Source organism: Williamsia sterculiae, from assembly GCF_900156495.1.
In the GTDB taxonomy this organism is placed as follows: Bacteria; Actinomycetota; Actinomycetes; order Mycobacteriales; family Mycobacteriaceae; genus Williamsia_B; species Williamsia_B sterculiae.
Window position 1 is genome coordinate 194,096 of sequence record NZ_FTNT01000001.1, and the last position, 16,561, is coordinate 210,656.

Consider the following 16,561-nt stretch of genomic DNA (forward strand, 5'->3'; position numbering starts at 1 on the left):
GGTGCGGCGGTGGGATTTGGGCGCGCCGTGGGTGAGGCGTTCGACCCCAACTGGACCACCTGTGAATCGACGACTGGTCCATCCGCTCCGAGGGCTCACAGGCGTGGTCATGGATAACGGTGGTGTGGACGAGAGGTCCACAGAAGCTTCGCCTGATCGGTGTGTTTTCAGGCCGCATAGTCAGCTTTCTGATGCGTATGTCGATAAGAATGTCGATCGCGTGAACATGCATCGGACAAATGCGACCGCGTCGACGGCCGAAGTAGCCGGACCGGATCGGCGAACCGCCGCGGCTCCAGCAGTACCGCCTAGACGAATTTGAACGCGTTGGCGGTGAGATGAAGGCTTGAACTCGCATGGTGTCATCCGCACCGACGACACCCTCAGCATCGCTAGGAACGCGGACGGCAGAATCCGCCGTGTCGAGTAGGCCAGACGAAGTTCAGGATCGTAATCCGTCCAGGTCGATGTGGGTGCAGAGTTTCGTCGGAATGCGTGGGTAAAATATCGTAGACTTTCATGGCAGGTACGTTGGCGATGAGAGGTGGGGCGACCGTGTGTGACTGTGCTTCGATTGGCTCCAGTGCGGTGAGGCCCGGCGCGCGAAGCGTGACGGCCAGGCACAGTATGTGGCGTTGACCAGCGTGTTGCTGTTCGGTCGTGAGGCGCTGCACGTGCAATCGTCTAGGTCTTTGCGTAGAGCTTGTGGAGATGTGATATGCCGCTGATAGAGGAACTGCCGACCTTCTTCGGGCCAGATGAGGGCCCACTCTTCGGCGTCCTGCACATACCGAAGGACCGACTAGTCCGAGGTGCGGTACTCGTGTGTGGATCGGTCGGAAAGGACGGCGCGGATGTTTGCAGGGCGATGCGACTGCTCGGAAACGACCTTGCGAAAGCCGGTATTGCATTGTTCCGCTTCGATTACCTCGGAACCGGGGACTCTGCGTTGCCTCAGCTCAGCGATAACTCGCTATCGCGATGGCAAGAGAGTGTGACTTGTGCCATAGATTATCTGTCGTCGATGGACATCTCGGAAATATCGATACTTGCAATTCGCGCAGGATGTCTCATCGTCGATTCGATGATGGACAGACTCGATGCGGTGACGCGTTTCGTCTATTGGGACCCGGTCGGATCGGGACGTTTGTTCCTCCGGGAGCAGACCACGATCTTCAGGTTGGCCGCAGGCGAGGACGACACTCCTGCCGGAGTGGTGTCGATCCTCGGGGCGCGACTCTCAGAACGGGCGGCGGCGGACCTAGGTGCGCTCCGCTTGCGCGGAGCCGAAGACCGTCCGATACTTGCCATCACACGTGTCGAAGGCTCCGACAAGCAGGTCCGCGGCCTCATCGCGTCGAAGACCACGACGAATGTGGAGGTCGAAGGGCTGGTTGAGTGCGCCCAGCCTGCGCGTGTCCTGGTGCCGATATCGCTGGCATCCATCGATGTTGCGTTCGCGTGGTTCGACAAGCAGCTTCAGGCTCCACGTGAAGCGATGTCACCTCGGGTGACGACTGAAACCCGGATACCGGTTACGTCGACGGGCGAGTCGATCGTCGAAACCATCGAGACCATAGCGCCGAAGGGTCTGTTTGCGATCAGGTCTCATGACGGGCGGCGGGCCCAACCGCGCACGGTCGTCTTCTACACGAACGCCAACAATGGACACCACGGGCCCAACCGTGAGTGGGTGGAGCTGGGTCGCGAAGTCGCATTGAACGGCGGCCAAGCACTGCGATGGGATCGCAGGGGCGCCGGTGAAAGCGGTGTGCCGATTCGAAATGAACCGGTGTTCATGTACTCGGACCCGGGCATTGCAGACGCGGTGGATGCGGCGAGGTATGCCCGGGGCTTGTCGTCGAACCTGGCGTTCGTCGGTGTGTGCTCTGGAGCGTGGTATGCCGCTCAGGCAGGGCGAGTCATCGTCGCTGACCTGGTCGTACTCGTCAGCTCGATAATGTGGTCGTGGCGGGTGAAAAAGGCGCTGCGCGCCCAGACGATGCCATCCGACGTCGATCCCGTCGACTGGGAATTGACACGTCGAGCAAGGCTCCGTCACGCGGTGCAGCGGATGCTTCCTTACTCGATCTGGCGTCAACTCGGAGTGAGAGGGGTGGCCCAAGTGCCTGAAGTCTTGGTTGCACCGCTCTCCCGACAGGGATCCGCGGTGGAGATCGTGTTGTGCCCGAGCGACACCAAACTCTTTGATGACAATCACGGTGAACGGGGCCTCGGAAGGTTGGCATCTACTCGACAGCCGCCGCACATGACCGCTCTTCCGACCGGCGATCATGCCGCTTACCACCAGACGGTGCTTACTGCGATACGTCAGACCACTCTTGATTGGGTAAGCAAAGATGGAATAGCACCCGAACCACTACGCGTGAATTCCATGTCGGCTCGTTAGGGGACCCCACGACGAGCGGGACACGTGTCATTGAGTGCCCACTGGACGCGGCGTGACGTCAAGCCACCAGTTCCGAACGAACGTGTTCAGGCCACCTGGTGATGTCGATCCCGTGGGTTCGGAACATCGCCAAGGCAATACGTTCCATCCCGAATCCAACACACGCGCTATGTGCGACCTCGCCGTCGGCGGTACGAATGTCGAAGGTCTCACCGAAGTGATCCTGATGACAGTTGCAGGACACGACAGCAGTACCGTCGTCGAGGTCGCCGTAGAGGCGAACCACCAGTTCGGTTTTGAGGTTCTCGTCGCGCTGATTGGCGGCGAGCATCTTGCCCGCGCGACCGAAGAACGGGTCGTTGGCGATCACCGGCGTGGCATCGAGACCGAGGTCCTCCAACACCTGCAGACCGCGGGGGATCCACGACTCCCGGTGTTCGACGGCTGATTGCGGATCGCCGACCCGCACGTACTCGTGCATGCGGAAGGCCTGCATGCGTGCGGGGTCGATGGCGGGCTCGTGCCGGAAGCAGTATCCGTAGATGTCGAGCAGCTCACCGCCCTCCGGCAAGGTGCCGGTCAACGTCGAATAGCTGGGGTGGCATGCCGCCGAGACCAACATGGTGCCCGCAGACTCCAGATGACTATCCCAGTCACGTCCGGCCTCACGGTCGGCGAGAAGGGCGCGGTGTTCCTTGTTGCCCCCGTCGAAAGTCCGGATCGCTCCGGTCAGGTTGGGGAAAGACGCTATGTAGTCGGTCTTCTCGAAGGATTCACGTGGGAACACCGGCGGAAATCGCAGCGTCTTCGGCGCAGTTCCATGGGCCGCGCGTCCCTCGCTCAATACACGTGCATCGATTGAATCGATGACGCGCTCGAAATCTGCCCCCCGGCCGTACAAACCCTCGACGCCGGTCGCGAACAACAATCCCGCGGAGAGCAACTCATCACGGAAATCGCGGCGTGCGGCGTCGAGTTCGCTGATTACCGCTCGATCGGTGGCATCGGTCGATGTGGTCATGTGAATCCCCCTGAGAGTGTCGGCGAATCGGCGTATCGCGGTCAGCGGTAAGCGAGCACGAGCTGCGAGTTGTTGGCTCGAATCCGATCATTCGACACCATCAGCTGTGGTCCGAACGAGTCGCGCAGCAACCGACCCATCGACGCGGGGTGATCCTCGCGATAACCACTGATCCCGCAGAGCTGCAGTGCACCGACCACCACATCGACGACCGTGGTGGACGCATCCAGCTTCAGGTTGTTCATCGCCAGAGTGAAACCGACGGTGGGGTCCGGTTCACCGCTGGCGAGAAACTCCTCGTATCGACGAATCGCCTGGTTCACCGACGAAGCGAAACGCTGGTGGATGACAGTGAGATCGGCGAACTTGACCGCCTGCGGGGGAGGGCCTGAACCTGCGTTCTTGCGTGCGGCGGAACGGACCTGGGCGCGTGCCTTGGCCATGGCCGCGTCGGCGATCCCCAACCACACCGATGCCCAGAGGGTGTGCGACGCGGGCAGCATGGTGTGTGCCGAGATGGTGGCGTAATCGACCGGAAGCACATTGGCGGCAGTGGTGTCGGTGTGTAGGAGGAACCCCGGACTGCAGGTCCCGCGAAAACCGAGGACGTCCCACGTCCCCGTCTTCCGCAGTTCTGTGTCGTCGCGTGGGCAGGCCACCAGTACCTGGTCTGTCGATGGGCTGTCGGCGTTGCGGCGGGCAGTAGCGAAGATGTAGTCGGCGTATTCCCCGTAAGAGATGACCGGTGCGTTCTTGTCCAGTGTGATCCGGTCGCCGTCGGGAACCACCGCGCAACTGGAGTTCCGCACGTCGCCACCGGTGGTGATCTCGGTGGTCGCCGAGGCCAACAATGATTCGTCCGCGGCGATGGTCCTGGTCAGCTCGGCGATCGGTCCCTGCGTCGCGTGGAAACGCAGGCTGAGGGCCTGCGTGTGATGCATCGCGTAGACCATCGCGCTGGAACTGCAGGCCGCGCCCAGCTTGCGCGCGATCGCGGCCAGGTCGGTGATGGAGGTGCCACGACCGCCGAGTTCGGCAGGTAGCGAGCAAGACAAGAGACCGTCAGCCCGCATTGCCTCCACCGCTTCACGCGGAAAGCGAGCTTCCCGATCGACCTCGTCGGCGGCTGAACCGGCAGCGGCCACTGTGGCGGTCGGGTCCGGAACATTCACAGAACTGGGCACATGCGTAGAGGTGGTGGTCACCGATTCCCCCCGGTGGACGGGCACGCGTGTTTCCCCACAGCATTGGATTACCCGTGCGATATTGCGGTACCGTCAAACCGTATCGCACGGCACCCTGTTTTACGAGTGCGTGGTGCGCTCTGTAACGGATTGACCCGACATTGGCGACGTACCTGACGACGCGGATTGGGAAGTTCGTGAATGTTTAGTGGATCGAGTCCGTCGGGGCCTCGATCGGACCGTCGGCAGGGGGATAAGACATGCAGGACCGGATCAGGAAAGTTCTTGCGGCACACGGGAAGATGGCGGTGGATCCGACAGTCGTCGACGCTGGTGCCGATCTCTACGAGTTGGGTTTGACCTCACATGCCAGCGTCAATGTCATGTTGGCTTTGGAGGACGAATTCGACATCGAGTTCCCTGACGAGGATCTGAAGAAGTCGACCTTTTCCTCGGTGTCCAACCTGGAGTCGGTCGTCGGGAGATTGGCCGAGGAATGACCACCGCTGGGGCGAACGCGGTGGAACGAAGGCTGGTGGACATCGCCGAGTACACCGCCCACGTCAGCCATACGGACGACAACCGGATCTGGCGTGAGACGAACTGTTACGTCGACGTGTGGATCGAGACGCTGAATCTGCTGGGCCTCGACCCGGTCCCGTCCTTCGCCGGCGCTCTCGCCGCTGACCACGACGGGCAGCAGTGGACCTTCATCAAGCCGGATCCTGCTGATCTGCGGGTGCTGTACGGCCTCGAGGTCGCAGAGGACGCCCTGTGGCGGCCGGTGCTGGAGACCGTGCAAAGCGGCCCCGCGCGCAACATGCTGCACACGGTCGAGGTGGACAGTTGGTGGCTACCCGACACCGCAGGCACCGACTACCGGTCCGGGCACGTCAAGACGACGATCGTGCCGTTGCGGGTGGATTCTGACGCCCAGACGATGACCTACCTGCACAACTCGGGGATGTACCGCTTGGAGGGTGATGACTTCGTCGGGATCTTCGGCCTGAACAACCCGCCCGCGGAAGTGCTCCCGCCGTATGTCGAGCAGATCCGGTGGTTCCCGGAGCGGGCCCGGCCTGAGTTGGTGGTCGATGCAGTGCGGGGGCATCTCGCTCGCCGGCCGGCCGCGAACCCTGTCGAACGACTGGCCGAGTCGGTGCGTGAGGCCACCATCTGGTTGCCAGGCGCCGGTATGGAGACTTTCCACCGCTGGGCGTTCGCGACGCTGCGGCAGTGCGGCTCCACCGCGGAACTCGCCGCCGACCTGGTCAGCTGGCTCGACGATGCGGGCGTGACCGGGGCCGCGGAAGCGCGTCAGCCGTTCCTCGACTTCGCCGCCGATGCGAAAGCGGTGCAGTTCAAGATGGCGCGGGCCGCACGTGGTCGCACCGTGGACGTGGACTCCACCACCGAGGCCATGGTCAAGTCCTGGGACCGTGCGATCGACATCGTGATCGCCGCGGTGGCATGAGTCGAGGTGAAGGATCTTTGTCTCACGGCCTGTGAACCCGGGACGCTCGCGAGACCATCGGAACTGACCGATGCGCGGCAGGTCGCCAACCTGCCGGTCGACAGCCCCGGGTTGGTGTCCACCGTCGACAGCTGGCGGACACTGTGTCCGGACGGTGCGACAGACGACCTCGACTGGTGGTTGCAGGCAACCGTCGACGCGGACACGACCACGACCATTCGCTTCGACGGCCTCACCTTCCCGGCGACGGTGTTCGTGGACGATCAGGTGGCGGCGACCGTGGAGTCGATGTTCCTGCCGGTCACAGTGGTTGTCCCCGCGGGGACCCATCGCCTGACCATCTGCTTCCACTCGCTCACCGCGTGGGCGAAGAAGCGGCGCCCGCGTGGTCGGTGGCGGTCGTCGTTGGTCGCGACGCAGGGGCTGCGGTGGGCGCGGACGACTCTGCTGGGCAGGGCGCCCGTGTACGGAGGCAACCCGGCGCCCGTGGGAGTGTGGCGGGCGGTGAGCATTCACCCGTTGCCGGCGGTCGACGACCTCCGCGTACGCGCGCAGCCCGACACCGGACTGGTCGACGTCGACGGGGTCTGTCACTCAGGTGACGGGGCCGCGGCGGACGGTCTCAGGTTGACTGTCGCCATCATCGACGCCGTCACCGGTGAGCAGGTCGGCAGCGGTGACACCCAGTCGCGCGCGGATGGCGGTTTCACTGTCGCGGTCTCGGTGCCCGAGCCGAGGCTCTGGTGGCCCAACGGTTATGGCGAGCAGCACCGCTACCGCGCCGTCGTATCCGGTGATGTCGAGACGGTCGAGCGCACCATTGGGTTCCGTACCCTCGCCGCCGATGTCGCCGATGACGGCTTCCGTCTGATGGTCAACGGTGTTCCCATTTTCTGTCGCGGCGCGGTATGGACCCCTGCCGACCCTGCCGGTTTGTACACCGACGAGGAGAACATCCGTCGACGTCTGACCGCGCTGGCACAAGCGGGCGCCACCATGGTCCGCATCCCCGGAGGACTTGTCTACGAACAACCCGAGTTCTGGACGGTCTGTGCCGAACTCGGGCTGCTGGTGTGGCAGGACGCGATGCTGGCCACCTTCGATCCCCCCGACGATCTGTCCGATGTGATGATCCGCGAACTGCGGACCGTGCTGGACGCGGTGTCGGGGAACCCCGCCATCGCGGTGGTGAGTGGGGGCAGCGAGACCATCCAGCAACCGGTGATGCTGGGGTTGGCGGGGGAGGCGTATCGGATGCCGCTGCTGGAGCAGGGCTTCCGGTCCGTGGCCGAGGAACGCGGGATCCCGTACGTCGAATCGTCGCCGAGTGCCCCGCCCGGGAGTGGACGATTTCCGTTGCGCGCCGACACCGGTGTCAGCCATTGGTTCGGTGTCGGAGGATATCGACGGCCACTGGCCGACGTCCGCAGTGCCGGGGTCCGATTTGCCGCCGAGTCCCTGGCCTTCGCCATCCCCCCGTCGCCGGACGCGGTGGAAAAGTATTTCGGCTCGGCAGCCGCCGCGGGGCACCTCCCCGTGTGGAAGGCGGGTGTTCCCAGGGACCGCGGTTCCGCCTGGGATTTCGAGGACACGAGAGACCATTACGTCGCCGAACTCTTCGGCATCGATCCGATGGCCCTCCGCAGCAGGGACCCGGAACGGTACCTGCAGCTGGGACGGGTCACGGTGGCCGAGACGATGTTCCGCTGCTACGTCCACTGGCGCGCCGACCCGACCTGCGGCGGCGCTCTGGTCCTGACCGTGGGCGACCTGGCGCCCGGCGCCGGGTGGGGGTTGCTGGACGTGGACGGCTCCCCCAAGCTGCCGGTGGCGATGCTGACCCGGGTCTGGCGCCCGGTGACGGTGCTGCTGACCGACGTCGGCATGGCCGGGATCCGGATCGACGTGCACAATGACACCGATCGGGATCTGGTGGGCGCGATCGACCTCGTGGCCACCGGTGATGGCGGTGCCACGGTGATCGAGGGATCGCGGCCGGTCACCGTTGCGGCGCGTGGTTCGGTCACCATGGTGGACGCGGAGGTGACGGGGGTGTTCCGCGACCTGTCCGACGCGTACCGATTCGGTCCGCAGGTCGCAACCGCGGTCGAGGTGGGACTACGTGTCGCAGAACACATCGTGGCGCGAGATGTGCTGGTGGTGGATGAACGACCATGGGCGCCGACACCATCTCCGATGACGGCTGTGGCCACCCGACTCGACGAGTCGGCGTGGGAGCTCGAGATCAGGTCGGATGTAGCAGTGCGCTGGGTAGAGATCCGGTGCACCGGGTGGGAAGCGGAGGATTCGGTGTTTCATCTCGCTGCGGGGTTGCCGTACCGGGTGCGGCTGACGCCGCTGACGTCGCAGGTCGCCGATCAGGGGCCGAGCGGTTGTGTCGACACCCCTGACCGGACCGCGGTCGTCCCGATCGAGGTGGACAGGTGAACGCATCCCGTGTCGCCCTCGTCCACGAACGATTGACCGAGATCGCCGGGTCGGAGCACGTCGTGGAGCAGTTGGCCATCGAATGGCCCGACGCGCGACTGTATGTCCCGATCGCCGACGATGCGGCCGTGGTGGACGTGCTCAAGGGGCGGGTGGAGGTGACAGGTCTCGACCGGCTGCACCGGATGATCGGTCGTCGCTCCTACGCCCCGCTGTTGCCGATGGTCCCGACCGTGCTGCGGCGCCGGGACTTCGGTGACGTCGACGCGGTGATCATCAGTCATCACGCCTTCGCGTTGTCGGCGGTGCACGCCGCGGGGGACATCCCGACCGTCGCCTACGTGCACTCGCCCGCCCGCTGGGCATGGGATCCGGCCATGCGCGCGGGCGAGGCCTCGGGTGCCGCGGGCAAGACGGCACTCGCCGGTCTCGCCGCCGTCGCCCGCAAGACCGAATCCGATGCGGCGCATCGGATCACGAAGGTTGTCGCCAACAGCACCGAGGTCGCCGAGCGCATCCGGCGGTGGTGGGGACGGGAATCGGTGGTGGTACACCCGCCGGTGAACACCGAGCGGTTCGTGCTCGACCCGGGAACGCGTCGCGGTGACCACTTCCTGCTCGCAGGTCGTCTGGTGCCCTACAAACGTCCCGACCTCGCGGTACGGGCGGCCCGGTTGGCCGGGGTGAAGCTGAAGGTCGCGGGTTCTGGTCGGCTGCAGGAACTCTGCGAAGGACTCGCCGGTCCCGAGACCGAGTTCCTCGGCCGGGTCAGCGACGCGACCATGCTGGAGGCGCAGCGCACCGCGCGCGCTCTGATCATGCCCGGTGTCGAGGACTTCGGTATCGTCCCGGTGGAGGCCATGGCCTGCGGAACCCCCGTCATCGCCGTGGGCGAGGGCGGGTCGCTGGACACCGTGGTACCCGGATTGTCCGGCGAACTGGTGGACAACGGCAGTGACGACGCGGTGGTGGAGCGGCTGGCCGCGGCGATGCGCGGCTTCGCCGACACCGATTACGACCCCCGGCGTATCGCCGACCACGCCGCCACGTTCTCCCAGGCCAACTTCCGTCGCGCGATGCGCGAGGTGGTCGACTCGGTGACCGGGTGAGCGACCCCGTTGCCGATCACCTGACCGGCACGAGAACGGTCATCGGGTGCGATCTCGTCGCACTGGACGACATCCGGGCCTCGTTGGACGACTTCGGCGAGCGCTTCCTGCGACGGGTGTTCACCGACGGTGAGATCGCCGCGGTGGACGGGGACGCGCGGATCGAGCGCCTCGCCGCGCGTTTCGCCGCCAAGGAGGCGGTGATCAAGGCCTTGGCCGTCGCGGACGACCCCACCCCGTTGGTGGAGATCGAGGTGGTCGGAGCCGGCGGCCCGCCGCAGATCCGCCTACACGGCTCCATGGCCGCGCTGGCCGCCGAACAAGGGTGGTCGGATCCGCAGGTGTCGTTGTCGCACACGAGCTGTCATGCGATGGCGATGATCGCCGCCACGGTCACCGACGTCCGGTGAGCCGGCGCTCTATTGCCGGTAGGACGACAGGAAGTTCCCGATCCGCTCGATCGCGTCGGCCAGATCCCGTGTCCAGGGCAGGGTGACCACGCGGAAGTGATCGGTCTCGGGCCAGTTGAAGCCGGTGCCCTGGACCACCAGGATCTTCTCCTGGATCAGCAGATCCTGGACGAACAACTCGTCGTTGTGGATCTCGTGGACCTCGGGGTCCAGGCGTGGGAAGGCGTAGAGCGCCCCCTGCGGCTTCACGCAGGTCACGCCGGGGATCTCGTTGAGCTTCTCCCAGGCGACGTCGCGCTGCTCGTACAACCGTCCACCGGGTTCGGTCAACGCGTCGATGCTCTGATATCCGCCCAGCGCGACCTGGATCGCGTGTTGGGCAGGGACATTGGAGCACAACCGGGTGGACGCCAGCAGACCCATGCCCTCGATGAAGCCGGTGGCATGGTCCTTCGGACCGGTGATCACCACCCAACCGGCCCGGTAACCGGCGACGCGGTAGGCCTTGGACAGGCCGTTGAAGGTGAGGCACAACAGATCCGGTGCGAGCGACGCGATGTTGACGTGTTCGGCATCGTCGTAGAGGATCTTGTCGTAGATCTCGTCGGCCAGCAGCAGCAGAGAGTGCTCGCGGGCCAGGTCGACGATCGACTGTAGCACCTCACGTGAGTACACGGCCCCGGTCGGGTTGTTGGGGTTGATGACCAGCAGAGCCTTGGTCCGACTGGTGATCTTGGACGCGATGTCCTCGATGTCGGGGTTCCAGCCGTTGGTCTCGTCGCACCGGTAATGCACCGGAGTGCCGCCGGACAGGGTGGTCATCGCCGTCCACAACGGGTAATCGGGCGCGGGGATCAGCACCTCGTCGCCGTCGTTGAGCAGTGCCTGCATGGTCATGGTGATCAGCTCCGACACACCGTTACCCAGGAGTACGTCGTCGACGTCGAAGAACGGGAAGTCGGGTAGCAGCTCGTAGCGGGTCACCACCGCACGTCGCGCCGACAGCACACCCGCCGACTCGGAGTACCCCTGCGAATAGGGCAGCGCCCTGATCATGTCGCGCATGATCACGTCCGGCGCCTCGAACCCGAACACCGCCGGGTTGCCGATGTTGAGCTTGAGGATCCGGTGTCCGTCGGCCTCCAGCCGCGCTGCGTGCTCGTGGACCGGCCCCCTGATCTCGTAACAGACGTTCTGCAGTTTCTGCGACTGCTCCAACGGCTTCAGTGAGGAGTTCAGGTGCGGTAGGTGGGGTCTGCTCACGATCTCATCATGACAGGGGCGGGCAAGACGTTTTACCGTCGGCGTCGCCCATCATCAACTGCCGGTACCGCGGAGCAGCGCACCCACGGTCAGGATGATGATCTTGATGTCGAGCCAGACGCTCCAGTTCTCGATGTAGAAGTTGTCGTACATCGCGCGGTCGTCGATGCTGGTGTCGCCGCGCAGCCCGTGGATGGCCGCCCAGCCGGTCAGGCCCACGCCCACCCGGTGGCGATCGGAGTACGAGCGGACCGACTGGCCGAACTGCTCGACGAAGTGTGGACGTTCGGGTCGCGGGCCGACGATGGACATGTCGCCGCGGACGACGTTCCACAACTGCGGCAACTCGTCGAGGGACACCTTGCGGATGAAGCGCCCCACAGGACCCAGGCGGTCGTCACGATTCGGGTTCCAGTCGACATCGGAGGTGGTCGCGGGTACCGGCTTCATGCTGCGGAACTTGTACAGCTCGAACGGCTGGTCCTTCCGGCCGATCCTGATCTGCTTGAAGATGATGGGCGCCGAACGATCGCTCAGCTTCACCGCCAGCGCGGTGCCCACCAGCAGCGGGCTGAACACGATCATCGCGGTGAGGGCCATGGTCAGGTCGAAGATCCGCTTGAGGCGCCACTGCCAGGTACGCAGGGCGTCACGCCGTACCCGGATCAACGGCACGGTGTGCACCCGATCCATCTCGCCAGAGAGGTGCACGAACTCGAAGAGCCGTGGCACCAGGAAGATCTCGCAGTCGAGCTCATCGCATTCTCGCAGCGGTGACACGAAATCGGAGTCCCGCGTGTAGCTGAACGCGACGAGGAGGGTCTGCACCTCGTGCTCGATGACGGTCTCGCGGAGCGGTCGGTTGCGACGTTCGATGGGGATGTTGTAATCCGTCATCACGTCGAGGGGTTCGTGCTCGTAGACCACCACCGGCTCGAGCCCGAGTTCGGGGTACTCGGCGATGGACTCCAACAACTTGGCCGCGACCTTGCCGCCACCGACGATCGCGGTGCGGGAGCGCGCTCGCACGTTGAGCCGACGACGGCGACGCTGCAGCGCGTAGTAGAGGGCGCGGATGACGAAGAGCAGCACCGACGTTGCCAGGGCCTCGAGGAACGCCCGCAACATGGGGGTGGATTGGTCGAAGATCAAGACCACGATCCAGGTGGCGATGATCACGCTGCCGATGAGCCGGGGCAGGTCGTTCAGTGACGACAGGGTCAGTTTGCGGCGGTAGATGCCGCTGATCTGCAACACCACCACGAAGACCGCTGCTTCCAGCGGCGGCAGCCATTGTGTGGTCCCGACGACCAGAACCAGCGTGACGGCCACGAAGTCGAGCGCCATCAGCCAACCGTCGGTGCGGTGCCTGGTCTTGGCCGGACCTCCGGTCACACTGGCCGCGGCCACCACCGACTCCGGACTCTTGGTCTGTCCGCGGACGTCGCGTCGCGATATCAGCGACGTCCGGGATTGGCGAATCCCCACCTTCGTTCCCCCTGTTATCGACCCTCGAACGAATGCGAAACCACGAGCTGTTGCCGGTGTTCGCGGCGGGTAGCGCAACTCATGTTAAATGGACGCGGGAGCATCGGGTGTCGCCATATGACGATTATCTCAGCGCCGCGTCACCTCACTAGTCGTACGAGTAGACGAGAGCGTTACGGGTTCTATCGGGACGATCCGGGCTTTTTCTTTCCGGCCGCAATTCCGAAACCGCGCGGAGCCGAGTCGCCGGCGGGCTCACCGGTGTCTGGCTTCGGCGTATCGGTGCCGTCGGTGTCCGCGTGCCCGCCGTCCGATGATGTATCGACGACGGGTTCGGACCCGTTCGCGTCGCAAGGAGTGCTCGCCGGCTCTGCGGGCTGTGACGGGGCCGCAGCGCGTCCGTTGGCGGTGCTGGGCTTCTTTCCTGCGGCCATCCCGAAGCCCTTGGGCTTGGCGGGCTGGGGGCTGGGCGTCTCGTCCGGGCGCGTTGCCTCGCCGGTGGCGCCGTTCTGCGAGGCGGGCTCGGTGGTGGCCGTCTCGGGTTCCGGAGCACTGCTCGTCGCTGCCGCGGCCCCGGCTCCCGCGGCGGCACCCGCCGCCGTGCTCGGCTTCTTGCCCGCGCCGATGCCGAAGCCCTTGGCCTTGGGCGCCGCCGGCGCCGCTGCGCTCTCGCCGGTGCCGTCATCGGTGGCCGCCTCGGGTCGCGGTCGGTCCTCGGTCGTCGCGGTGTCCTCAGCTGGGGAGGTGGACGACGGTCCGCTGGGCTTCTTGCCCGCACCCATCCCGAAACCCTTGGCCTTGGCTGTCGGTGCGGGCGACGCCTCGTCGGACGAGTCCGCCGTTGCCGAGCCACCGCTGCTTGTCGGTCCGCTGGGCTTCTTACCCGCACCGATGCCAAAGCCCTTGGCCTTGGGTGCCGCCGGTGCCGCCGGCTTCTCATCCGTCTCCGCGGCCGTGCTGTCGTCCGCCGTGGTCGGTCCGCTGGGCTTCTTACCGGCACCCATCCCGAAACCCTTGGTTGCGGGCTTGGCGGGCGTGTCAGCGGAGTCGCCGCCCGTTCCCGACGGGCCGCTGGGCTTCTTAGCGGCACCCATGCCGAAGCCCGAGGCTGCGGGTTTGGCCGGCTTCGCCGGCGCGTCCTTGTCGGTGGCCTTCTCGTCGGCGCCCGGCTTGGAGGCGGGCTTCTTGCCGCCACCCATCCCGAAACCGGTGCCGGTGGCCTTCTTGGCCGGCGCCTTGGTCGCGGTGTCGCTTGATGCGGCCGCATCCTGCTTCGCCGCGTCCTTGCCGCCCTCGGTTCCTGCGTCCTTGGCGTCCTTCTTGTCCTCGGTCACGGTGGCCGCCCCGGCCGCTGCCGCGGCACCACCGGTGGCGGCCAGCGAGGCCGCGCCCAGGAACCGACCGCTGCGTGTCACCTCGGGGGCACCACGTTTGACCGATTCGAGCAACAGCTGGGCGACGTCGACGACCTCGACGGTGCCCTCCTTCTCGGTACCGCTGGTCCGTGCGGTGACCCCGTCGGTCAGCATCACCCGACAGAACGGGCAACCCGTCGCGATCTTCTGCGTCTCACCCTCGGGTTTGGCGGCCGTCTCCAACGTGGACAGCGCCTCGTCCACCCGGTCGAGGTTGATGCGCTTGCCGATGGATTCCTCCATCCACATACGGGCACCGCCCGCGCCGCAGCACATCGACCGCGTGTTGTGCCGCGGCATCTCGGTGAGCTGTGAACCGGATGCGTCCATCAGGTCACGTGGAGGTTCGTAGACCTTGTTGTGTCGACCCAGGTAGCAGGGGTCGTGGTAGGTCACACCCTCGTTCAGCGGCGCGACCGGGATCAGTCGCTTCTCTCGCACCAGCCGGTTCAACAGCTGTGTGTGGTGCACCACCTCGTAGTCGGCACCGAGCTGCGGGTACTCGTTGCGCAAGGCGTTGAGGCAGTGCGCGCAGGTGACCACGATCTTCTTGCGCTGCTGCGGTGCGGTGGCGAACAGTTCGTCGAAGGTCTCGATGTTCTGTTGCGCCAGCATCTGGAAGAGGAACTCGTTACCCGCGCGGCGTGCCGAGTCGCCGGTGCAGGTCTCGCCCTGACCGAGGACGAGGAAGTCGACCGCTGCGATGTCGAGTAGCTCGGCGACGGCCTTGGTGGTGCGCTTGGCGCGGTCCTCGTAGGCGCCCGCGCACCCGACCCAGAACAGGTACTCGAATCCGGCGAAGGTGTCGACGTCCTCCCCGAACACCGGGATCTCGATGTCGACCTCGTCGATCCAGTTGGTGCGATCCTTGGAGTTCTGGCCCCAGGGGTTGCCCTTGTTCTCCAGGTTCTTGAACAGACCCGCGAGCTCGGTGGGGAAGTCGGATTCGATGAGCACCTGGTAGCGGCGCATGTCGATGATGTGGTCGACGTGCTCGATGTCCACCGGGCACTGCTCCACGCACGCACCGCAGGTGGTGCAACTCCACAAGACGTCGGGATCGATGACACCCCCGCCCGAGGTTCCCTCACTGGCCCCGACCAGCGGACGCTCCGCCTCGGCGCGGGCGGCCGCGGGTATCGCGTCGAGCTTGTCCTGTTGCACGTTGCCCTCGGCGTCGACCAACCCGACCTCGTCGCCCGCCATGTCCTTGCGACCGCCGGCCAACAGATACGGGGCCTTGGCGTCGGCGTGATCACGTAGCGAGGTGATGAGCATCTTCGGGGTGAGCGGCTTGCCGGTATTCCACGCCGGGCACTGACTCTGGCAGCGACCGCATTCGGTGCAGGTGGCGAAGTCCAGCCAGCCCTTCCAGGTGAAGTCCTCGATCTTGCCCGCCCCGAAGGTGTCGACGTCGGGGTCGGCGTCCTCCATATCGATGACCTTGCCCGCCGACATCATCGGTCGAGCCGCGCCCAGCGCGACCGCGCCGTCGGGCATCCGCTTGAGATAGATGTTGAAGAAGGCCGAGAACCGGTGCCAGGCGACGCCCCAGGTGATGTTGCGGCCGACCACGGCCAGCCACACCATGCCCGACATCAGTTTCACCACCGCCGCGATGCAGACCACCCACGAGGGGATGCCCTCGAAGATGATCGCGAAGTAATGGGTGAAGAACGAGGTCCAGATGGGCGGGTCCTCCACACCGGCGGCGATCTTGAACGTCTTCACGAAGATCATGCCCAGGCCCTCGAGCAGGACCACGGCCTCGACGAAGTAGGCCGCCTTGAAGCGGGAACCACCGAAACGGGACAGCCGCTCGGCGCGACGCGGGTGGTTCAGCTGCCGGATGGTGATCAGCGCGGTGATGCCGATGACCGTGCCCAGACCGAGGACCTCGTCGGCGAACAGGTAGATCTTCCAGGCACCGATCACCGGCCAGTGGAATTCCGGGTCGAAGGTCTGGCCGTAGGCCTCGAACCACAGTATCGAGCCCAGCAGGAACCCGACCATCACCAGCCAGTGCGCCCATCCGACGGTGCGGAACCGGTTCATCCGGGTGTGCAGGGCAACTTCTTTGAACAGTGTCGCGGTACGCGGGATGACCGGGGTGAACCGGTTGTCCGATCTCTGTCCCAGGAAGATCTGGCGGACGGTGTGCCAGACTCCTTGGAGGAAGAAGGCCCAGCACACGATGCTGAGGGCGGCTGCGATGGTGCCGATGGTGATCGTCGCGGCGTTCACGGCGTCCCGGCCTTTCTCTCTGGCGACCGAGGGTGGTCGCGGCCACGCGAGCGCGGATGCGGCTGGGAGTGCAACCGCGTCGAGTCGCAGCGCTG

Annotated in this window: 11 protein-coding genes; 6 read left to right on the plus strand and 5 right to left on the minus strand. The window is 65.4% G+C overall.

The window, feature by feature from the left end:
• Positions 1-1,024 precede the first annotated feature (1,024 nt).
• Positions 1,025-2,410 (plus strand): alpha/beta hydrolase, encoded by a 1,386-nt coding sequence (locus BW971_RS00775; protein ID WP_159441811.1) that lies wholly within the window; start codon positions 1,025-1,027, stop codon positions 2,408-2,410.
• A gap of 58 nt (positions 2,411-2,468) precedes the next feature.
• Here the strand turns inward: BW971_RS00775 and BW971_RS00780 are convergent, their stop codons facing one another.
• Positions 2,469-3,431 carry an amino acid--[acyl-carrier-protein] ligase gene (locus tag BW971_RS00780; protein WP_076475653.1) on the minus strand — a complete coding sequence of 321 codons (963 nt, stop codon included), beginning with the start codon at positions 3,429-3,431 and terminating at the stop codon, positions 2,469-2,471.
• A gap of 41 nt (positions 3,432-3,472) precedes the next feature.
• Positions 3,473-4,636: an acyl-CoA dehydrogenase family protein gene (locus tag BW971_RS00785; protein ID WP_076475655.1), complete on the minus strand. Its 1,164-nt coding sequence runs from the start codon at positions 4,634-4,636 to the stop codon at positions 3,473-3,475.
• A gap of 239 nt (positions 4,637-4,875) precedes the next feature.
• On the opposite strand from BW971_RS00785, the gene BW971_RS00790 reads away from it, so the two are divergent.
• From BW971_RS00790 to BW971_RS00810, 5 genes are read left to right on the plus strand one after another with little or no spacing between them, the layout of a single operon-like run.
• Positions 4,876-5,115 (plus strand): acyl carrier protein, encoded by a 240-nt coding sequence (locus BW971_RS00790; protein ID WP_076475657.1) that lies wholly within the window; start codon positions 4,876-4,878, stop codon positions 5,113-5,115.
• Entirely contained in the window at positions 5,112-6,089 is a 978-nt protein-coding gene (locus BW971_RS00795) for a DUF1839 family protein (protein ID WP_076475659.1), read from the plus strand. Before BW971_RS00790 ends, BW971_RS00795 begins: the two co-directional genes overlap by 4 nt.
• A gap of 6 nt (positions 6,090-6,095) precedes the next feature.
• Complete coding sequence (locus BW971_RS00800) at positions 6,096-8,537, plus strand: glycoside hydrolase family 2 protein (RefSeq protein ID WP_076475661.1); 2,442 nt, start codon at positions 6,096-6,098, stop codon at positions 8,535-8,537.
• Positions 8,534-9,646, plus strand: a complete 1,113-nt coding sequence (locus tag BW971_RS00805) for a glycosyltransferase (RefSeq protein WP_076475663.1) — start codon at positions 8,534-8,536, stop codon at positions 9,644-9,646. Before BW971_RS00800 ends, BW971_RS00805 begins: the two co-directional genes overlap by 4 nt.
• Complete coding sequence (locus BW971_RS00810; RefSeq protein ID WP_234974146.1) at positions 9,643-10,056, plus strand: holo-ACP synthase; 414 nt, start codon at positions 9,643-9,645, stop codon at positions 10,054-10,056. Before BW971_RS00805 ends, BW971_RS00810 begins: the two co-directional genes overlap by 4 nt.
• Positions 10,057-10,065: 9 nt before the next feature.
• Here the strand turns inward: BW971_RS00810 and BW971_RS00815 are convergent, their stop codons facing one another.
• The 3 genes from BW971_RS00815 to BW971_RS00825 form a co-directional block, all read right to left on the minus strand.
• Positions 10,066-11,319 carry a pyridoxal phosphate-dependent aminotransferase gene (locus tag BW971_RS00815; protein WP_076475665.1) on the minus strand — a complete coding sequence of 418 codons (1,254 nt, stop codon included), beginning with the start codon at positions 11,317-11,319 and terminating at the stop codon, positions 10,066-10,068.
• A 54-nt stretch (positions 11,320-11,373) separates the two neighbouring features.
• Complete coding sequence (locus tag BW971_RS00820) at positions 11,374-12,807, minus strand: sugar transferase (protein ID WP_234974149.1); 1,434 nt, start codon at positions 12,805-12,807, stop codon at positions 11,374-11,376.
• 182 nt (positions 12,808-12,989) lie between these two features.
• Positions 12,990-16,466 (minus strand): (Fe-S)-binding protein, encoded by a 3,477-nt coding sequence (locus BW971_RS00825; RefSeq protein WP_076475667.1) that lies wholly within the window; start codon positions 16,464-16,466, stop codon positions 12,990-12,992.
• Positions 16,467-16,561: the final 95 nt, after the last annotated feature.